The sequence below is a fragment of the Stutzerimonas stutzeri genome, from assembly GCF_002890895.1.
GTDB lineage: Bacteria > Pseudomonadota > Gammaproteobacteria > Pseudomonadales > Pseudomonadaceae > Stutzerimonas > Stutzerimonas stutzeri_AB.
Genome location: NZ_POUL01000007.1, coordinates 21,933 through 41,587, shown reverse-complemented (window position 1 = coordinate 41,587; position 19,655 = coordinate 21,933). Strand labels below are relative to the sequence as shown.

16 protein-coding genes are annotated in these 19,655 nt (G+C 61.3%); 8 read left to right on the top strand and 8 right to left on the bottom strand.

The window, feature by feature from the left end; translation table 11 throughout:
• Positions 1-236 precede the first annotated feature (236 nt).
• Complete coding sequence (locus CXK96_RS14260) at positions 237-3,077, top strand: putative bifunctional diguanylate cyclase/phosphodiesterase (RefSeq protein ID WP_102837108.1); 2,841 nt, start codon at positions 237-239, stop codon at positions 3,075-3,077.
• A 146-nt stretch (positions 3,078-3,223) separates the two neighbouring features.
• Here CXK96_RS14260 and yegQ read toward each other — a convergent pair whose 3' ends face one another.
• Positions 3,224-4,594 (bottom strand): tRNA 5-hydroxyuridine modification protein YegQ, encoded by a 1,371-nt coding sequence (yegQ, locus tag CXK96_RS14255; RefSeq protein WP_102837107.1) that lies wholly within the window; start codon positions 4,592-4,594, stop codon positions 3,224-3,226.
• A 184-nt stretch (positions 4,595-4,778) separates the two neighbouring features.
• Here yegQ and CXK96_RS14250 point away from each other — a divergent pair, with 184 nt between their 5' ends.
• Both CXK96_RS14250 and CXK96_RS14245 read left to right on the top strand, forming a co-directional pair.
• Complete coding sequence (locus CXK96_RS14250; protein WP_256061645.1) at positions 4,779-5,204, top strand: DUF2243 domain-containing protein; 426 nt, start codon at positions 4,779-4,781, stop codon at positions 5,202-5,204.
• Between the two features lie 39 nt (positions 5,205-5,243).
• Positions 5,244-6,053, top strand: a complete 810-nt coding sequence (locus CXK96_RS14245) for a cytochrome c oxidase assembly protein (RefSeq protein ID WP_102837106.1) — start codon at positions 5,244-5,246, stop codon at positions 6,051-6,053.
• 36 nt (positions 6,054-6,089) lie between these two features.
• Here the strand turns inward: CXK96_RS14245 and CXK96_RS14240 are convergent, their stop codons facing one another.
• The 6 genes from CXK96_RS14240 to zwf form a co-directional block, all read right to left on the bottom strand.
• Positions 6,090-7,517 carry an aspartate kinase gene (locus CXK96_RS14240; protein WP_102837105.1) on the bottom strand — a complete coding sequence of 476 codons (1,428 nt, stop codon included), beginning with the start codon at positions 7,515-7,517 and terminating at the stop codon, positions 6,090-6,092.
• Between the two features lie 97 nt (positions 7,518-7,614).
• Positions 7,615-8,523 (bottom strand): ectoine hydroxylase, encoded by a 909-nt coding sequence (gene thpD / locus CXK96_RS14235; RefSeq protein ID WP_102837250.1) that lies wholly within the window; start codon positions 8,521-8,523, stop codon positions 7,615-7,617.
• Positions 8,524-8,592: 69 nt separating this feature from the next.
• Entirely contained in the window at positions 8,593-8,991 is a 399-nt protein-coding gene (locus CXK96_RS14230; protein WP_102837104.1) for an ectoine synthase, read from the bottom strand.
• A gap of 10 nt (positions 8,992-9,001) precedes the next feature.
• Complete coding sequence (gene ectB, locus CXK96_RS14225; RefSeq protein WP_102837103.1) at positions 9,002-10,276, bottom strand: diaminobutyrate--2-oxoglutarate transaminase; 1,275 nt, start codon at positions 10,274-10,276, stop codon at positions 9,002-9,004.
• A complete protein-coding gene (gene ectA, locus CXK96_RS14220; RefSeq protein ID WP_102837102.1) occupies positions 10,273-10,806 on the bottom strand; it encodes a diaminobutyrate acetyltransferase in 534 nt (177 codons plus the stop codon). The genes ectB and ectA overlap by 4 nt, the downstream gene beginning before the upstream one ends.
• Before the next feature lie 657 nt (positions 10,807-11,463).
• On the bottom strand, positions 11,464-12,906 hold the full coding sequence (gene zwf, locus CXK96_RS14215) for a glucose-6-phosphate dehydrogenase (protein ID WP_102837101.1): 1,443 nt from the start codon (positions 12,904-12,906) through the stop codon (positions 11,464-11,466).
• 161 nt (positions 12,907-13,067) lie between these two features.
• Between zwf and hexR the strand changes: the two genes are divergently transcribed.
• Together hexR and CXK96_RS14205 are read left to right on the top strand one after the other, a co-directional pair.
• On the top strand, positions 13,068-13,934 hold the full coding sequence (gene hexR / locus CXK96_RS14210) for a transcriptional regulator HexR (RefSeq protein ID WP_102837100.1): 867 nt from the start codon (positions 13,068-13,070) through the stop codon (positions 13,932-13,934).
• Positions 13,935-14,047: 113 nt separating this feature from the next.
• Entirely contained in the window at positions 14,048-14,263 is a 216-nt protein-coding gene (locus CXK96_RS14205) for a PA3496 family putative envelope integrity protein (protein ID WP_102837099.1), read from the top strand.
• Here the strand turns inward: CXK96_RS14205 and CXK96_RS14200 are convergent.
• Entirely contained in the window at positions 14,205-15,167 is a 963-nt protein-coding gene (locus CXK96_RS14200) for a LysR family transcriptional regulator (protein ID WP_102837098.1), read from the bottom strand. The two genes, CXK96_RS14205 and CXK96_RS14200, sit on opposite strands and share 59 nt — an antisense overlap.
• A gap of 235 nt (positions 15,168-15,402) precedes the next feature.
• On the opposite strand from CXK96_RS14200, the gene CXK96_RS14195 reads away from it, so the two are divergent.
• From CXK96_RS14195 to CXK96_RS14185, 3 genes are all read left to right on the top strand, one after another.
• Positions 15,403-16,818 (top strand): acetyl-CoA carboxylase biotin carboxylase subunit, encoded by a 1,416-nt coding sequence (locus tag CXK96_RS14195; RefSeq protein ID WP_102837249.1) that lies wholly within the window; start codon positions 15,403-15,405, stop codon positions 16,816-16,818.
• A gap of 11 nt (positions 16,819-16,829) precedes the next feature.
• Complete coding sequence (gene oadA / locus CXK96_RS14190; RefSeq protein WP_102837097.1) at positions 16,830-18,647, top strand: sodium-extruding oxaloacetate decarboxylase subunit alpha; 1,818 nt, start codon at positions 16,830-16,832, stop codon at positions 18,645-18,647.
• Between the two features lie 66 nt (positions 18,648-18,713).
• Entirely contained in the window at positions 18,714-19,655 is a 942-nt protein-coding gene (locus CXK96_RS14185) for a sodium-dependent bicarbonate transport family permease (protein ID WP_102837096.1), read from the top strand.

The following is a 19,655-nucleotide window of genomic DNA, read 5'->3' as shown; positions in this document are numbered from 1 at the left end:
GGGTGCTAGCGGGTCAACGGCAGAGTGCGGGCTTGTCTGTTGCAGCCGAGACAGCGCCATGGGCCGGGCCGGCCCTGGATCACAGAGCCTGTAAATATCCAGCTGATCCATACCTGCGTATCGTCAATATGGTCTTTGGTCGGACAGACGATGACCGGGCGCTAGCATCGTGCCATTATCGGGGCGTACCTCAAGGCACGCTTAATGCTCCAGACATCCATTACAAGAACAGCCCGATGATCGATTCCGCACAAGCTAATCCGTCGGCGTCAATGGCCATGGAGGACCACGCCGCTTTCAATCTTGCAGAGAGCGACCAGCGGGCCGAGCGCACGCGGCTGCTCTATGAGGGCTCACGACTCGCGCTGCTTCTGATGATCATCACCAGCCTGGTGTTTCCCGTCGTGCTCTGGGCGGAAGGGCCGAAGCTGCAAACGGCGATCTGGTCGGGTGTGACTTTTGCGCTCGCCCTGCTGCGGCTGCAGCAGACGCGCCGCTTTGCCAAAGCCAGCGCAGAGCAGCAGCAGCACCCTCGCTGGTATCGAACCTTTCTACTAGCCAGTGTCGCCAGTGCGATGACGCTGGACTACGCCATCATCGAGCTGGCGCTCGACGGGCCTTTTTTACAGCAGACGATACTGCTCGGCTCGCTTGCCTCGGTGTTCTTTGCCGGGTGCGTGGCCTGCGGCGTGTCGCTCCGGGCGTTCGGTGCGTTTGCCATCCCAGGGCTGCTTCCCGCAGCGGTTGTGCTTCTGGGCAGCGGTGAGCCCCAACTGCAGGGATGGGGTGTGCTGGCGGCGATCGTGTTGCTCACGCTGAGTATGATCGCCTGGCAAATGAACCGAGTGGTTACGGCCAGCCTGGCCCAGCGTCTGCACAATCAGTTGCTGATCCGGCGGCTGGAAAACATGCGCGGGCAAGCCATCGAGCTGAACGGCGAACTGGGCCGGGAAATCGAGCAACGCCGTCATGTCGAGGGCCGGCTACGGGAGGCTTTCGATGGGCTGGAGCGGCGCGTGATCGAGCGCACTGCTGCGCTGCATGAAAGCGAGGCACGCCTGAGCCTTGCGCTGGAAGCCAGCGAGCTAGGCATGTGGGATTGGGACATGGCCAATGGCGAGGTCCTCCATTCGAGAATGGACGTGGTTTTTGGTGTAGGCCTGAGTGACCGACTGCTGCTGGTCGACCAGCAGCGTCCTGAGGTGCATCCGGAAGATGGCCCGCGTGTCCGGCAGGACATGATCGATCACTTGAAGGGCAAGACCGACAGCTATGCCGTGCAATACCGGGCGATGCTGAGCGACGGTAGCTTCGTATGGATCGAAGACCGTGGTCGCGTCACCGAGCGCGATGCCAGTGGCCGTGCCTTGCGCATGATCGGAACCCGGCGAGACATCAGCGAGAGCCATCGTCAGGCCGAGCAATTGCGGTTGGCCGCGACGGTGTTCGAGGCGGCGGGTGAGGGCATGGCGATCATGGACCCCGAGTTCAATCTGCTGGCGGTTAATCAGGCTTGCTGCGACCTGTCCGGTTTCAGCCGAGCCGAACTGATCGGCAGAAGCGTCGCCCTGCTGGCCAGCTCCGAGGACAGTCGCCAGCAATATGCGGCGATTCGCGAAAGCCTGGCGCAGCACGGCAGCTGGCAAGGCGAGCTGATCGAAACCCGCAAGAATGGCGAGGTCTACCCGCAATGGGCGCAGATGCGCGTGGTGCACGACCGGCAAGGCAACGTTTGCAACGTGGTCGCATTTGTTTCCGACCTCAGCGTCAGGCGCCAGGTCGAGGAGCGTCTGCGTTATTTGACCCACTTCGACGAGCTGACCGGGCTGGCCAATCGCAGCTTGCTCAAGGAACGTCTGCACAGCGCCTGTGAGCGTAGTCGCTGCAGTAACCGTGGGCTGGCGGTGCTCTATATCGATCTGGATCGTTTCAAGACGCTGAATGAAAGCCTGGGGCACGAGGCGGCCGATCAGCTGTTGCGTGAGGTCTCGCGCCGTCTGTCCCACACCCTGTCAGACGCCGACACCATTGCCCGTTTGTCCGGTGATGAGTTCGTGGTGGTGCTCGAAGGGTACGGCAGCCTGGCCAGCCTGGCGCACAGCGGTAGCCGTCTGCTGTCGCGCATCAGCAAACCCATTCAGATCGACGATCAGGAGCTGGTCATCAGTGCGTCCATTGGTGTCAGCCTCATGCCTGACAACTCACGGGAGGCGACCTCGCTGCTGTTGCAGGCAAACATGGCCATGCAGCATGCCAAACATCTGGGCGGCAACACCTTGCAGTTCTTCACCGAGCGCTTGCAGGTGTCGAGCCTGGAAAATCTCAAGCTGGAAAACCAGCTGCGTCGCGCCGTCGAGGAAGGCCAGCTGGAAGTCTTCTATCAACCTCGGTTGAGCGTGAAGGAAGACAGCCTGGATGCGGCCGAAGCGTTGGTGCGCTGGCGGCATCCGCAGAAAGGCCTGATTGCGCCGGGCTTTTTCATTCCATTGGCCGAGGAAACCGGGCTGATCATCCCGCTCGGCGAGTTCGTGCTGCGCGAGGCCTGCCGGCAGGCGCGTCAATGGCAGCTCGACGGACTGGCCGCGATTCGGGTTTCGGTGAACCTGTCGGTCAAGCAGTTACGCCAGGGTAATTTCGTCAGCTTGGTGCGCCAGGTGCTGGAGGAGACCGGGCTGCCAGCCGACCGGCTCGAGCTGGAACTGACCGAAAGCCAGCTGCTCGATGACATCGACAATGCCATCAACATCAGCCGCCAGTTGCGCGCGCTGGGCGTGAAGCTGGCCATCGACGACTTCGGTACCGGCTATTCCTCGCTGAGTTACCTCAAGCGCTTCCCTGTGGATTACGTGAAGATAGACCGGTCTTTCATTTCCGAACTGGATCAGGTCGGCGAGGATTCGGCCATCGTTCGAGGCATCATCGCCATGGTCCACAGCCTGGAACTGAAGGTTGTCGCCGAGGGTGTCGAAACCCAGGCACAGGCGGATTTCCTCAAGGCTCACGGCTGTGACGAGATGCAGGGTTACCTGATCAGCCGGCCAGTGCCGCCTGAGGAGTTCGTCAAACTTTTGGTTTGATGGTGCGGGCTGGGCTTTTGCGGACCGTCGGGTGGGCTTCAGCCCACCACTTGCTCTGCGCCAGGCCAACTGCTGGTGGGTTGAAACCCACCCTACGGCTGTCGCGGCAGAACCCGCCACGCGGCGGCGGCGGAGCGGGTCCTGAGCTAGCCGCGGGTGGTGCCGCCGTCCAGCTCCCGCATCACCAGTGCATACCGCAGATCCACCGTTTCCGGGACTGGCAGGTAAAGCACGTGCCCGTCGCCGGGTGCCACTTCAGCACGTTCGCCGCGCTTGTTCTCCAGCGCGTCCAGACGGAAGTTCAGGTTGCCCTGAGGTGTCATCAGTTCCAGGCGGTCGCCAACGGCGAAGCGGTTCTTGACGATCACCTCAGCCAGCCCGTTGCGCCGCTCGCCGGTCAGTTCGCCGACGAACTGCTGGCGGTCCGACAGCGAGAAGCCGCGCTCGTAGTTCTGGTACTCGTCATGCACGTGACGACGAAGGAAGCCCTCGGTATAGCCGCGGTGGGCCAGGGACTCCAGGGTGTCCATCAGCGACTTGTCAAAGGGTCTGCCAGCGACGGCGTCGTCGATGGCCTTACGGTAGACCTGTGCGGTGCGCGCCACGTAGTAGTGCGATTTGGTCCGACCTTCAATCTTCAATGAATGCACGCCCATCTGCACCAGCCGCTCGACGTGCTGCACGGCACGCAGGTCCTTGGAGTTCATGATGTAGGTGCCGTGCTCGTCCTCGAAGGCTTCCATCATCTCGCCGGGACGGCTGCTGTCTTCCAGCAGAAATACCTGATCGGTGGGCGCACCCGCGCCGAGTGTGGGCTGGTTCCGACCCTGATCAAGCTGCTGGAGCGGAATCGGCTGGTACTGCTGGACGATGTTGCCCAGCTCGTCTTCCTTGCCTTCGTGAGCCTTGTACTCCCAGCGGCAGGCGTTGGTGCAGGAGCCCTGATTGGGGTCGCGCTTGTTGATGTAGCCCGAGAGCAGACAGCGTCCTGAGTAGGCCATGCACAGCGCACCGTGGACGAAGACCTCCAGTTCCATGCCCGGCACCTTTTCACGGATCTCGCCGATTTCCTCCAACGACAACTCGCGGGAAAGGATCGCGCGGGTCAGCCCCTGCTGGCGCCAGAACTCGACGCTGGCCCAGTTCACCGCGTTGGCCTGGACCGAAAGGTGAATGGTCATCCCGGGGAAATGCTGGCGAACCAGCATGATCAGGCCGGGATCGGACATGATCAGCGCATCCGGGCCCATCGCCACCACCGGCTCCAGGTCCTTGATGAAGGTGCGCAGCTTGGCGTTGTGTGGCGCGATGTTGACCACCACGTAGAACTGCTTGCCCTGGGCGTGCGCTTCATCAATGCCCAGACGCAGGTTGGCGTGATCGAACTCGTTGTTGCGCACGCGCAGGCTGTAGCGCGGCTGCCCGGCATAGACCGCGTCGGCGCCGTAGGCAAAGGCGTAGCGCATGGATTTCAGGGTGCCGGCGGGCGACAGCAGTTCGGTGCGAGGGTGAGTCATGGTGCGGTGGCTCTGTATACCGACAAAAAGTGTGCGGATTCTACTGAGTTGGCCCGCGCTTTTCGCCCCGTCAGGTCAAGTCGATGGCGAACTCCTGCGGCGGGCCCCAGTCACTTTTAAACAGGGCTTGAGTCGAGCGCACCGAGTTCCGATGCAGGCCAACCCGTTACCACCGGAGGCCATCTTGAGCGCTAACACTGTCGATGCCAGAGGCAGCCTGACCGCGACGAGCTTTCTCGGGATTGGTCTGATGGCGGCGATCGATGAGATCGTTTTTCACCAGATCCTCGCCTGGCACCATTTTTTCGACCGTTCAACGCCTGCGATCTCGCTCCTGTCCGATGGCCTGTTGCACTCGGCTGAGCTGCTGATGCTGGCGGCCGGGTTTTACCTGTTCGTTCGGCTGAGTCGTCATCAAACGGTGTCGCGCTGGCACGCCTGGGCGGGGCTGTTGTTCGGAGCCGGAGGCTTCCAGCTGTTCGACGGCGTTGTCGATCACAAGGTGCTGCGTTTGCACCAGGTGCGCTACGTCGACAATCCGGCCATACGACCTGGCCTGGAACGGCTTCGGCGTATTGCTGCTGGCGGTTGGGTTCTTTATCTGGCGTAGAGCCGGCGCCAGCGTGCAGCAGCGCGGGGTGAGCAGCCTGTGAGTCATGACGCTCATCTGCTGACCCTGGCCGGGACCTTCATGCTGGTGCTGGTGACGCAAGGGCTATGGTTTGCCTATGTGCTGGGCGTCCGTGCACAGCGCAGGCGTCGCAAGGTCTGGCATTGCTGGCGGTTGGTCAGTTTCCGCCTGGGCTGCGGGTTGTTAGTGGTGGCCTTCTCGCCGCCGATGGTCGAGTGGGGGCACTCGGATCTGCGTGGGCACATGGCGCAGCACCTGTTGCTCGGCATGTTCGCCCCCATCGCCCTGATGCTAGGGGCGCCGGGCACCCTGTTGCTGCGCAGCGTGCCGGTAATCACCGCACGGCGCATCATCGATTTCGCGGCGACCGTGCCGGTGCGTTGCCTGAGCCACCCTGTCACTGCATTGTTTCTGGATATCGGTGCGCTGTACCTGCTCTACCTTACGCCGCTGTTTCAGCTGAGCTTCAGTGAGCCCTCGCTGCACATCTGGCTGCACCTGCACTTCGTGCTTGCCGGCTATCTGTTCAGCTGGTCCATTGCCGGCCCGGATCCGGCGCCCCATCGGCCGGGGATGCGTTTGCGGTTGCTCGTACTGTTCGCCGCTATCGCCGCTCACGCGGTGCTCGGCAAGTTGATGTATGCCTATGGATTTCCCCGAGACGCGGGTCTTGAACTGGCCGAGATCGAAGCGGCGGCGCAGCTGATGTACTACGGCGGCGACCTGGCCGAGCTGATCCTGGCGCTGGTGTTCTTCGCCGGCTGGTATCGGCGCCGCAAGCTGTCCGAATCGGCCAGCGAATGGCAGACGGCAAACCGCCGGAGCTAGCGCGAGCCAGATCCGGCGGTCGGTGTTACGGAGGGGTTACGCCGCGGCGATCACGTCTCCGTGGTTTTCCGGCTCGATCAGCGCGCGGTGCAAGGCTGCGACAGCGTCGTCGTAGTCTTCCTCATTGACCACACACTGCATCTCGACCTGGCGGATCGACTGATGCACCGCCTGGATGCTGATGCCGGCGCCGGCCAGTGCCGCCACGGTCTTGGCGAGGATCCCTTTGACCTTGAGGTCAGAACCGATCGCCGAGACGATGGCGACGTTGTGCACGGTCACTTCCGCCGCCGGGTACTTTTCCTCGATCAACCGTGCGGCGCGGTTGATCAGCTTGCGCGAGCCCGAGGCGTAGTAGGTGATGCTGTTGGCGTCGGAGTCCTTGTTCACCACATAGAGGCGCAGCTGCTTGAGTAGCTTGCTGATCTCGATGTCGTAGCCGACATCACCGAGCATGTCCTGATCGAACACCTCGATGCCGAAGACGTCCTTGCGCCCGGCGATGATTTCGACGCAGGGCCGCTCGCTCTTGTAGTCCTGGCTGATGAGGGTGCCGGCGTGCTCGGGTTCGAAGGCATTCTTGATGCGCAGCTCGATGCCGGCGCGTCGCAGGGTCTTCGCTGCACGCGGATGGATCGCCTCCATGCCCAGGTTCGACAGCTGGTCGGCCACATCGTAGTTGGTGCGGCCGATAGTGACCACCTTGTCCGCGCCGACCAGGTTCGGGTCGGCGGAGGAGAGGTGGAATTCCTTGTGGATGATCGCCTCGCGGGCGCCGGTGGCAGCAGCAATCTGCGCGAAGGTGATCTCGCTGTAGCCGCGGTCGAAGGTGTTCATCAGGCCTTCGCTGCAATGCGTGTAGCCGGTGGCAACGACCAGTTCTCGGGACAGGTCCACCTCTTCGAAACTGTGGCGCACCATTTCATCGAAGGGCAGCGGTGCGTCGCGGTGCCAGCCGGTGAGGTCGACCATCTTCGCGTTGATGCCGCGATGCTTGAGCGCCAGCACCGAGTTGAACGCTGAGTGCGCCTCGCCGAGCGAGGCGAGCATCTCGCGCACCTTCATCAGGTGCTCGTCGAGCTGGAAGTGGCCATAGGCGCAGAGACGTTGCAGGCTGCTCATGCACTCGCGGGCATCGTCGATGCGCGAGTTGATGAACTGGTTGGCAGCGCGCAGCTCGAACGCGCTAAACAGCTCGGCATTCTTGTCGAGCATGCGTGTGCGCACGGTTTCCAGTGCATCAAGCCAGGCGCCCTCACTGCGGGCATCGGCGAAGCGCTGGTAGACGCCCGGTTCTCCGGTCTTCTTGTGTTCCAGCAGCAGATTGGTCATGCCGCTGTAGGCCGATACGACGAAGACGCGCTGATAGAGCTCGTCGCCTGTGCGATGGCCAATAAAGATGTTGTTGAGCAGTTCTTCGAAGCGGCTCATGGATGTGCCGCCGATCTTTTCTACGGTATGCATCGATTCATCGTCCCGTCTTGGGGGTGAATTTTCATCCCTGGGCCGCCTCTCGGCCGCCAACAAAGATCAGGCCCGGTATGCGGGCCTGATGGATACGTCAGAGATACTGTTGTGGCTTGATCTGCAGAGGCTCGAAATTCTCGCGCTCACCGACAAAGGCCGGGCGTGGCGAGAGGCCGCAGAACGGGGCCTGCGCGGCATTATCTACATGGTTGTAGACATAGAACAGATTGCTGCGCGCGCTGGGGGTGATGTTGCTGTTGGAGCCGTGCATGGTGTTGCAGTCGAAAAACACCACGCTCCCTGCCGGGCCGGTGGCCGTGTCAATGCCGTAACGGTCCGCCAAGCGGGTCAAGCTGTCATGGTCGGGTACGCCGAACTCCTGCTTGCGCAGCGACTTCTCGTAATGGTTGTCCGGCGTCGCGCCGACGCAGCGGATGTAGTGCTTGTGCGATCCCGGCACCAGCATCAACGGACCATTGTGAGCTTCGTTGTCGGTCAGCAGGATCGAGCAACTCAGGGTGCGCATGCGCGGCAGGCCGTCTTCGACATGCCAGGTTTCGAAATCCGAATGCCAGTAGAACTCCTTGCCGGTAAAGCCGGGTTTGAAGTTCATCCGCGACTGGTGCACATAGATGTCACCGCCGAGTATGAAACTGGCGATAGCAGCAATGCGCTCGTCACAGGCGACACGGGCGAACAGCGGGTTATCGGCGTGGATGGCAAATACCGAGCGAATCGCGCCGCTGTCGGGTTCTTTGATGGTCTTGCCGGATTCGGCAACGGCCGGATCCTGGCGCATGCGGTCGAGTTCTTCGCGGAATACCGCGACTTCCTCGGCGCTGAACAGATTGGGGATGACCAGATAACCGTCACGCTCGAAGCGTTCGATCTGGTCCGGGGGAATTGGGGCGTTAGCCAGGTCATTGCGGTAAACGACCGGATCCAGACGCTTTTGCCAGCTGGGTTCGTCGTGCTGGCGCGAAGGGTACAGGTCGGCTTGCACGGGGTTCACTTTAAACTCTCCTTGAATCGGGTGTCGCAGGGCGGGGTGCAGCCGCCCTGCGGAGTCGCATCAGACTACGGTTTCGGCTTCAAGCGGATACACACCGCTTTCGTCATGCACTTCTTTGCCGTTGAGCGGCGGGTTGAACACGCAGGCCATCTTCATGTCCTCGCTGCCGCCACGGAGCAGGTGCTCGTCGTGCTTATCGAGGATGTACAGCGTGCCGGCCTCGATCTTGTAGATCTTGCCGTCGGCGATGGTTTCGATCTCACCGTTGCCGCTCATGCAATACACCGATTCCAGATGGTTCTGGTAGTGGATGTGCGTTTCGGTGTTGGCGTAGATGGTGGTGATGTGAAACGAGAAGCCCATCTTGTCGTCCTTGAGCAGCATCCGGGTGCTGTCCCAAGTGTCGGTCTTGATCTTGCGGTTGGACTGCTCGCATTCGGCCAGGGTACGTACGATCATCTGATTCTCCTTAAGAGGCCTGAGTGGCGGCTTGATCGGACATCACGGCGGCGAACGCCTTGTCCAGAATGCTCATGGCCTTGTCGATCTGTTCTTCGCTGATGATCAGCGGGCAGAGACACTTGACCACTTCGCTGTGAGCGCCGCTGGTTTCAACGACCAGGCCGTTTTCGAAGGCGTGACGGCAGATGGCGGCGGCGGTATCGCCGTCCGGGCAGCTGATGCCGATCATCATGCCGCGGCCTTTGACGAACAAAGAGTCAGGGCCGTAGCGGCGGACGATCTTGTTCATGCCGTCGGCGATGCGCTTACCCTTCGCCTTGACGCTGTTGGCGAACTCGTCGTCTTTCCAGAAGTGCTCGATGGCAGCAGCAGCGGTGACGAACGCGTGATTGTTACCGCGGAAGGTGCCGTTGTGCTCGCCCGGCTTCCACTGGTCCAGCTCCTTGCGCAGCAGCACCATGGCGAACGGCAGGCCATAGCCTGACAGCGACTTGGACAGGGTGATCATGTCCGGCTTGATGCCCATCTCTTCAAAGCTGAAGAAGGTGCCAGTCCGGCCACAGCCAGCCTGAATGTCGTCAATGATCAGCAGCATCTCGTGCTTGCGGCACAGCTTTTCAAGCTTGCGCACCCACTCGGCCGAGGCGGCGTTCAGACCGCCTTCGCCCTGGACCACTTCAACGATCACCGCAGCCGGCTTGTCGACACCGCTGGATGGGTCGGTCAGCAACTTGTCCATCATCGCGATGGTGTTGACCTTGTCGCCGAAGTAGTTGGCGTAGGGCATACGGCTGACGTCGGTCAGCGGAACGCCGGCGGCGCCACGGTGATGCTTGTTGCCGGTCGCAGCGAGCGCGCCGATGCTGCAGCCATGGAAGCCGTTGGTGAAGCTGATGATGTTGTTGCGGCCGGTCACCTTGCGCGCCAGCTTCAGCGCGGCTTCTACCGCGTTGGTGCCGGTCGGGCCGGTGAACTGCATGACGTAGTCCATGTTGCGCGGCTTGAGGATCAGACGATCGAAGGTGGAGAGAAAGGTCTCCTTCGCTTCGGAGTACATGTCCAGGCCGTGTGTGATGCCGTCGGCCTCGATGTAATCAAGCAGCGCCTGCTTGAGTACCGGATGGTTGTGGCCGTAGTTCAGCGTGCCGGCACCGGCGAGGAAGTCGATGTACGTCTTGCCTTCGCGAGTAGTGAGTTCAGCGCCACGGGCCTGCTTGAAGACCACTGGAAAGGAGCGGCAGTAGCTGCGAACGCCAGATTCGTGCAGTTCGAAAGTTTTCATGCGTTTTCCTCTAATTCTTCTTCTGAATTGGGTGCGGCGAACGGGCCGGCGCGGTAGAGCACTTCGTCTTCGTGCTTGCCGGCAAAATGTTCGGCGCGGGAGAACAGGGTGCGGGTGCTGTAGTCGACGCCAAGTTTGGCGAAGGCCTTTTTGAACAGCGCCTGGGATGCCCCGTTGTCCGGCGAGATGGTGGTTTCCAAGTTAGCGACGCCCTGCTCTCTGGCGACCCGTGCGATCAATGCCATCAGCATGCGCAGCGCCAGACCCTGGCCGCGCATTGAAGCGTCGACGGCGACTTGCCAGACGAACAAGGTGTCTGGGCGAGCAGGGGGGCAGTAACCGGAAATGAAACCTACCAATTGGCCATCCGCGTTTGTGGCGGCAATGGAGGTGTCGGCGAAATCGGAGCATTGCAGAAGGTTGCAATACGCCGAATTGGTGTCCAGAGGTTGGCAGCGTGCTACCAGCTCATGAAGGGGATAACCGTCGCCGTCGGTTGGGCGACGGAGCGTTACGGTAGGAATACTCAAAACAAGACCTTTGGGGTTGCTGATTGAAATCCTTTTCTAGAATAAACACATCGAAAAATTAATCTCAACCCAAGTCGCCGATCATGGGCATTGATTCGCCGCTGATATCTCCGAAGTTCACCGTTTATCGCGAAAGTTGAACTTGCTCGCCGGTCGCCATGTTCCCCGCCGGCTGGGCGCGGATATATCGGCGAATATCAGCGTCAAATCAAACGTCTCCGCTGGGGTAGTTGCCCTACTTGAATCAGTTGCGTCGCAAGAGCGCCTCTAGGCCTGCAGTAAACAGGGCTTAGCTCCCATGAAACGGGGCTTTGCGCGGGTTTATGCGAGGCCGGGTGCGATGTGGATAACGGGCGGGGTAACGAGGTTGGAACTCGCCGAAGTTCCGCCTGGATCAAGGGCTGAATTATCGAGGCTGTCGTGGCAAGTTCAATCGCCGATATCGGGGCTGGATATCGGCGATCCGCTTCGCGGAGATGGCGACTTCATCGCATTTGGTTAATTTTTTCTTTCAGCTCAACAATATGCCGAGACTGCGAAGTTCATACGGTAGTTGTGAGACGCCTATGCGTTAGTTGCAGCTACTCGCGCAGAACAGCTCTAGCTCGGGTGCTGCAACTCGTGCCGGTGCTGTGACCGCTGAGTCGTTCGGCTGGCTCAGCGCCACCATTGGCGTCCTTGATGCTCGATCAGTAGGTGTGCTTGCTCAGGACCGTCGGTTCCGGCCGGATAAGGTCTGGGTTTGCGGTAATGGCTCTGCCAGCCGCAAAGGATCGGGTCGACCCAGTTCCAGGCCGCTTCCACCTCATCACGGCGCATGAACAGGGTCGAGTCGCCTTCGATCACGTCCAACAACAGCCGCTCGTAGGCCTCCCAGCGACGCGTGCTACTGAATGCGTGCGCCAGGTTCAGATCGAGCTCCACGGGCTCCAGCTGCATCCCTTTGCCCGGTGCCTTGGCCATCAGCTGCAGGCTGATGCTCTCCTCGGGCTGCAGGCGAATCACCAGGCGGTTGACCTCGCCCTTGGTGAAGAGCATGTGGGGCACCTGTTTGAAAGTGATGATGATCTCCGAGCGCTTCTTCGCCATGCGTTTGCCGGTGCGAAGGTAGAAAGGCACGCCTGCCCAGCGCCAGTTGTCGATCTCCGCTTTCACAGCGACGAAGGTTTCGGTGTCGCTGTCGTTATCGACGTCTTTCTCGAAATAGTAGGCCTGGACGTCATGACCGCCGATGCGCCCACCTGCGTATTGGCCCCGTACGGTCTTGTCTTGCACGTCATTGCCTGTGATGGGCTTGAGCGCTTCGAGAATTTTCACCTTCTCGCCGCGTATCGACTTGGCGTCGAAGCGCACCGGGGCTTCCATCGCCACCAGGCAGAGCAGCTGCAGCAGGTGATTCTGCAGCATGTCGCGCATGGCGCCGGCATGGTCGTAGTAGCTACCGCGCTCCTCCACGCCAAGGGTCTCGGCGACGGTGATCTGCACATGATCGATGTGGCCGCTGCGCCAGATCGGCTCGAACAGCGCATTGGCAAAGCGCAGCGCCATTAGGTTCTGCACGGTTTCCTTGCCCAGGTAGTGATCGATCCGATAGATCCTCGACTCCGGGAAGACGTTGCCGATGGCCTCGTTGATCTCAAGGGCTGATTCGAGGGAATGGCCGATGGGCTTCTCCAGGACGATGCGCGCGTCTTCTCCGGCAAGCCCCGCGCTTTCGAGGTTCGAGGCAATCGGCTCGAACAGGTTGGGCGCGGTCGCCAGGTAATGCACCCGTACGCGACCTTCGGCTTCTCCAAGGTGGTGCGCGAGGCGGATGTATTCACCCCGTTGAGTGGCGTCCATGGGGAAGTAGTCGAGGCGTTGGCTGAACGCTTTCCATATCTCAGCCTCGAAGTCCGTGCGCGCAATTTGCGCTCGGAGGTGACGCTCGGCCAGCGCCAGGTAGGCATTGCGGTCGATGTCCTGACGGGCGATCGCCAGGATGCGGACATCAGCATGCAGCCGATGCTCGCGATGCAGGTAATACAGCGCAGGGATGAGTTTGTGTAGCGCCAGGTCGCCGGTACCGCCAAATACCAGCATGTCGCAGGAAATGGACACAGCGTCACTCCTAGAAGGTGGACAGACTCGATAGGTGGGCGATACTGCGAAGCTTGTAGTATAACTACAAGCCCACTACAACCCAGCCGGCTGGACGGATGCGAGCACACCCGCAGCGTTCGACCATTCTTGCCGAGTTTTGATCATAGCGAGTCCCCCACGTGAACCTGCTGCAACACATTGCCCAATCGAGAAGTTCGTTACGCAAGTCGGAGCTCAAGGTGGCCGACCATGTGCTCCTCGATCCGGCTGCCGTGATGCACAGCTCAATGGCCGATCTGGCCCATACGGTCGGGGTCAGCGAGCCCACCATCGTGAGGTTCTGCCGCGCCATCGGTTGCCTGGGCTTTCAGGATCTCAAGTTGAAGCTGGCGCAGAGTCTCGCTGCCGGCGCCAGCTTTGGCCAGTTCGCCATCAGTGAGAACGATTCGGTCACCGATTTTGCGCTGAAGATTTTCGACACCACTCTGCATACCTTGATGGAAGTGCGCGAGAAGCTTGACTCCGATGCGCTGGAGCGCGCCGTTGCGGCGATGGCGAAGGCTGAACGAGTGGAGTTCTACGGCTTTGGCGCGTCCGGCGCAGTGGCCACCGATGCCCAGCACAAGTTCTTCCGCCTGCTGCTCAGCGCGGCGGCTTATTCCGATCCGCACATGCAGGCGATGTCGGCGGTGACGCTGAAACCCACCGACGTGGCGATCTGTATCTCCCAGTCGGGGCGCTCCAAGGATCTGCTGATTACCGCCAACGTGGTGCGCGAGTCCGGCGCCACGCTGATCACCCTGTGCCCGAGCCAGACCCCGCTGGCCGAGCTGGCCACGATCAACCTGGCCATCGACGTTCAGGAAGACACTGAGATCTACACCCCGCTGACCTCGCGGATCGCCCATCTGGTGGTGATCGATGTGCTGGCCATGGGCGTCGCCATGGCGCGAGGACCGAGCCTGGTCAACCACCTCAAGAGCGTCAAGCGCAGCTTGCGCAGCCTTCGTCTGTCGCCCAAGTCGACAAAGCACCACGAGGACTGACGGTGCCGTCGACCGTTCGAGCGGTGTTCATCGCTCCGTCATCTGTTTGACCTCATAGCGTCACCCAGGCCTCAGATGCTGGGTTCTCCCGACACCCGTTCCGGAGACCGCGCATGTCCCAGCACCGTGAAGCCTACGTCAACCTCGATGCCCGTGCCCGCCGCAAACTACAGGACGAGCGCCGCATGCATTTCCGCCGCGCCATCGAAAGCTACGACGAGCAGCGCCAGCTGCACGCGCAGCTGATGGAGTTCCCCGATCTATTGATGGTCAGCCCGCTGCTTGAGGGTTTGCCTGTGCGCCATCAAAGCGCGCAGCTAGGGCACTGATCTGGGCGCGTTCTTCACGGATAAACGAGAAGAACGCCTGAGCCACCGGGCTCAGCCGCTTGCCCCGCGGATGCACCACGCACCAGCTGCGGTACAGCGGGAGCTCCTGAACCGGCAGCTCTCGCAGCAGGCCATGAGCCAGTTCCAGATGAACCGCATGGCGCGGCATCAGCGCTACGCCAAGCCCTGCCACCACGGCCTCGCGCAGGGCATCCAGCGACGCCACCTGAATGGCCTGAGCAAAATGCGCACGCTTTTGACGCAGGTAATCTTCGCCCGCCTTGCGGGTGCCTGAGCCGGGCTCTCGGATCAGCAGCGGATAGGCGGTCAGGTCCTGCAAACTCAGCGTGTCTGCCTGGCTCAACGGATGGTCGGTCGGTGCGACCGCCACGATCGGGTTGTTCAGGAACGGCAGAAATTCAAGGTCCATGTCGGTCGGCACCTGCGACATGATCAGCAGGTCGTCACGGCTGATCGACAGGCGTTTGACCGCCTGCGCGTGGTTGACCACGACCAGCTCCAGGCTGACCTCCGGATGCTTTCGTTTGAAGGCGGCAAACAGGTGCGGCGTGACGTATTTCGCGCTCGACTCGACCGCGAGATTCAGCTGGCCCTGTAGCGAGCCCTGCATGTCGGACAGCTGCATGTCCAGGCTGTCCAGGCGTCCAAAGATGTCGGTGCTGGCGCGCTGGAGCGCTTCGGCTGCTGCCGTCAGATAGAGTTTTTTGCCCAGATACTCGAACAGGGGCTGACCGATCAGCTCCTCGAGTTGGCGAATCTGCAAGCTCACCGCTGGCTGGGTCAGCGCCATCTCTTCTGCTGCTCGGCTGTAAGAGCGACTTTCACATACCGCCCGGAACACCTGCAGCTGGCGCAAGGTTATCCGCATCATGCTTTTTCGCATCGCTGCCGCCGCTCTTGTCTGTGGTCTGCTGCATCTGTCTTGAATGAAAGAGCCGTTCAAGCCTTCCTATCCCAGCCCTGGCTGGACGTATAAGTAATTACTTATCCAAGGTCAAACTATTATTCATTTTCAGTAATCGTACCGGCAGGCGTAGGGTTTATAGGCCTGCACGATGTGCAGGCGTGACGTGGCCCCACCCGGCGGCCTTCTGCTCATCGACCGAGGGAATGACAGCGTGATCAAGAAGCTGCTGATCGCTAACCGCGGTGAAATTGCCGTCCGCATCGTGCGGGCCTGTGCCGAAATGGGCGTGCGCTCGGTGGCGGTGTTCGCCGAGCCCGACCGCCATGCCCTGCATGTCAAACGCGCTGACGAGGCTCATTTCATTGGCGACGACCCACTTGCCGGTTACCTCAACCCGCGCAAGCTGGTGAACCTGGCGGTAGAAACGGGCTGTGATGCCCTGCATCCCGGCTATGGGTTTCTGTCCGAGAACGCCGAACTGGCGGAAATCTGCGCCGAGCGTGGTATCCGCTTTGTCGGCCCGAGCGCCGAAGTGATTCGCCGCATGGGCGACAAGACCGAGGCGCGGCGCAGCATGATCAAGGCCGGTGTGCCGGTCACGCCGGGCACCGAAGGCAACGTCGCGAATGTGGAGGAGGCGCTGGCAGCGGCTGATGGTATCGGCTATCCCGTAATGCTCAAGGCAACCTCCGGTGGTGGCGGCCGCGGCATTCGCCGCTGCAACTCGCGGGACGAGTTGGCCCAGGCCTATCCACGGGTGATCTCCGAGGCGACCAAGGCCTTCGGTTCCGCCGATGTGTTCCTCGAAAAGTGCATCGTCGAGCCCAAGCACATCGAGGCGCAGATTCTTGCCGACTCGTTCGGCAACACCGTGCACCTGTTCGAGCGCGATTGCTCGATTCAGCGCCGCAACCAGAAGCTCATCGAGATCGCCCCGAGCCCACAGCTCACCCCGGAACAGCGCGCCTACATCGGCGACCTGGCGGTGCGCGCGGCCAAAGCGGTGGGTTATGAGAACGCCGGTACCGTGGAGTTCCTGCTCGCCGATGGCGAGGTGTACTTCATGGAAATGAATACCCGGGTGCAGGTGGAACACACCATCACCGAGGAAATCACCGGCATTGACATTGTCCGTGAGCAGATCCGCATCGCCTCCGGCCTGCCGCTCTCGGTGAAGCAGGAAGACATCCAGTATCGCGGCTTCGCCCTGCAGTTTCGGATCAACGCCGAGGAGCCGCGCAACAATTTCCTGCCGTGCTTCGGCAAGATCACGCGTTACTACGCCCCCGGCGGGCCGGGCGTGCGCACCGATACGGCGATCTACACCGGTTACACCATTCCGCCCTACTATGACTCCATGTGCCTGAAGCTGATCGTCTGGGCGCTGACCTGGGAAGAGGCGCTGGCGCGTGGCTCTCGCGCGCTGGACGACATGCGCGTGCAGGGCGTGAAAACCACCGCCAGCTACTACCAGAAGATTCTCGAAAATCCGGATTTCCGCAGCGGGCAGTTCAATACCAGCTTCGTCGATAACCATCCGGAACTGCTGAACTACTCGATCAAACGCAAGCCGGGCGAACTGGCCCTGGCCATCGCCGCCGCCATCGCCGCCCACGCAGGCCTGTGAGGAACGAACCCATGACTGCTCAGAAAAAAATCACCGTTACCGACACCATCCTGCGTGACGCCCACCAGTCGCTGATCGCCACCCGCATGCGCACCGAAGACATGTTGCCGATCTGCGACAAGCTCGACCGCGTCGGTTACTGGTCGCTGGAAGTCTGGGGCGGCGCGACGTTCGACGCCTGCGTGCGCTTCCTCAAGGAAGACCCTTGGGAGCGCTTGCGCCAGCTCAAGGCGGCGCTGCCCAACACGCGCCTGCAGATGCTGCTGCGCGGGCAGAATCTGCTCGGCTACCGGCACTACGCCGACGATGTGGTCGAGGCCTTCTGTGCCAAGGCCGCAGACAACGGCATCGACGTGTTTCGTATCTTCGATGCAATGAATGATGTGCGTAACCTCGAAACCGCCATCCGGGCGGTGAAGAAGACCGGCAAGCATGCCCAGGGCACCATCGCCTACACCACGAGCCCCGTTCACACCGTCGAGCTGTTCGTCGAGCAAGGCCGGGCGATGCGCGACATGGGCGTCGACTCCATCGCGATCAAGGACATGGCGGGTCTGCTCACCCCGTTTGCCACCGGCGATCTGGTGCGCGCGCTGAAAGCCGAAATCGACCTGCCGGTGTTCATCCACTCCCATGACACCGCTGGTGTGGCCAGCATGTGTCAGCTCAAGGCCATCGAGAACGGCGCCGATCACATCGACACGGCGATTTCTTCCATGGCTTGGGGCACCAGCCACCCAGGCACCGAGTCCATGGTTGCCGCCCTGCGCGGCACGCCCTATGACACTGGTCTCGACTTGGAACTGATCCAGGAGATCGGCCTGTACTTCCATGCGGTGCGCAAGAAATACCACCAGTTTGAGAGCGAATTCACCGGTGTCGATACCCGCGTGCAGGTCAATCAGGTTCCGGGCGGGATGATTTCCAACCTAGCCAACCAGCTCAAGGAACAGGGTGCTCTCAACCGCATGAACGAAGTGCTCGCCGAAATCCCTCGCGTGCGCAAGGATCTGGGCTATCCGCCGCTGGTTACCCCGACCTCGCAGATCGTCGGTACCCAGGCGTTCTTCAACGTACTGGCGGGCGAGCGCTACAAGACCATCACTAACGAGGTGAAACTCTACCTGCAGGGCCGCTACGGCAAAGCGCCGGGCGCCATCGACACCAAACTGCAGCGCCAGGCCATCGGCGGCGAAGAAATCATCGAGGTGCGTCCGGCCGACCTGATCAAGCCGGAACTGGACAAGCTGCGCCAGGAAATCGGTGCGCTGGCTCATAGCGAAGAGGACGTGCTGACCTACGCCATGTTCCCCGACATCGGGCGCAAGTTCCTCGAGGAGCGCGAGGCCGGCACCCTGCAACCGGAGGTACTGCTACCAATTCCCGACGGCAGCACGGCGACCGCGGCCAGCGGCGAAGGCGTGCCCACCGAATTCGTCATCGACGTCCACGGCGAGACCTACCGCGTCGACATCACCGGCGTAGGCGTCAAAGGCGAGGGCAAGCGACATTTCTTCCTCTCCATCGACGGCATGCCGGAAGAGGTGGTCTTCGAGCCGTTGAACAACTTTGTCGGTAGCGGCAGCGGTGGTCAGCGCAAGCAGGCCAATGGTCCAGGCGACGTCAGCACCAGCATGCCGGGCAATGTCGTGGATGTGCTGGTCAAGGAAGGCGACACGGTCAAGGCCGGCCAGGCCGTGCTGATCAGCGAAGCGATGAAGATGGAAACCGAGATTCAGGCTCCGATTGCAGGTAAGGTGAAAGCGGTGCATGTGGCTAAGGGTGATCGGGTGACGCCCGGCGATCTTTTGATCGAGATCGAGGCCTAAGCAATTGTCGCCAGGGAGCCGAAAGGCTCCCTTTTTTTGCCTGTTTAACGCATCCGGGAGGTATCGATGGGGCTCGACCCAGTAGTGCTGTTCTTCCTGTTCGGCCTGTTTGCCGGGTTGGTGAAGAGTGAGTTGAAACTGCCACCGGCGTTGTACGAAACGCTGTCCATCCTGCTGCTGCTGGCCATCGGTCTGCACGGCGGCGTCGAGCTGGCCGAGCAGGCCAGTGCGGCACTGCTGGGCCAGTCGGCGTTGGTCCTGCTGCTTGGCTGTATGCTGCCGCTGCTGGCGTTTCCGTTGCTGCGCCTGCTGGGCTTTTCTCGCGTCGACTCGGCCAGCGTCGCGGCGCACTACGGTTCGGTCAGTGCCGGTACCTTTGCCGTGGTGGTCGCCTTTCTGCTGGCCAACAAGATTGCCTTCGAGAGCTACATGCCGCTGTTCGTGGCTATTCTTGAAATCCCGGCGATTCTCATCGGCATCATCCTCGCCAAGGGCATCAGCCGCGATACCCATTGGAAGGAGCTGGGGCGCGAGATCTTCCTGGGCAAGAGCATCATGCTGCTGCTGGGCGGTTTGATCATTGGCGCCATCGCGGGCAAGGAAGGCATCAAGCCGCTTGAACCGTTCTACACCAGCATGTTCAAGCCGGTGCTGGCGCTTTTTCTGTTGGAGATGGGGCTTATCGCCTCCGGCCAGATGGGTTCATTGAAGCGCTATGGCCTGCGTCTGGCGGTGTTTGGTCTTGGCATGCCGCTGATTGGCGCGGTGATCGGTGCATTGCTGGCTCGGCTGATGGGCCTGTCGCTCGGCGGCACTGCGATGCTCGCTACGCTGGCTGCCAGTGCTTCCTATATCGCCGTGCCGGCCGCCATGCGCCTGGCATTGCCGGAAGCCAATCCCTCGCTGTCGTTGACGGCGTCGTTGGGGATTACCTTTCCGTTCAACATCCTGATTGGTATTCCGCTGTATCTCGCGCTGGCCGAAACCTTGATCGCCTGGGGACTTTGA

Excerpts from the sequence above, each read along its gene's own strand:
- CXK96_RS14200 (WP_102837098.1), bottom strand. The coding sequence starts at position 15,167 with ATGCGAAAAAGCATGATGCGGATAACCTTGCGCCAGCTGCAGGTGTTC.
- CXK96_RS14260 (WP_102837108.1), top strand. The coding sequence starts at position 237 with ATGATCGATTCCGCACAAGCTAATCCGTCGGCGTCAATGGCCATGGAG.
- CXK96_RS14205 (WP_102837099.1), top strand. The coding sequence starts at position 14,048 with ATGTCCCAGCACCGTGAAGCCTACGTCAACCTCGATGCCCGTGCCCGC.
- CXK96_RS14240 (WP_102837105.1), bottom strand. The coding sequence starts at position 7,517 with ATGCATACCGTAGAAAAGATCGGCGGCACATCCATGAGCCGCTTCGAA.
- CXK96_RS14185 (WP_102837096.1), top strand. The coding sequence starts at position 18,714 with ATGGGGCTCGACCCAGTAGTGCTGTTCTTCCTGTTCGGCCTGTTTGCC.
- oadA (WP_102837097.1), top strand. The coding sequence starts at position 16,830 with ATGACTGCTCAGAAAAAAATCACCGTTACCGACACCATCCTGCGTGAC.
- ectB (WP_102837103.1), bottom strand. The coding sequence starts at position 10,276 with ATGAAAACTTTCGAACTGCACGAATCTGGCGTTCGCAGCTACTGCCGC.
- yegQ (WP_102837107.1), bottom strand. The coding sequence starts at position 4,594 with ATGACTCACCCTCGCACCGAACTGCTGTCGCCCGCCGGCACCCTGAAA.
- CXK96_RS14230 (WP_102837104.1), bottom strand. The coding sequence starts at position 8,991 with ATGATCGTACGTACCCTGGCCGAATGCGAGCAGTCCAACCGCAAGATC.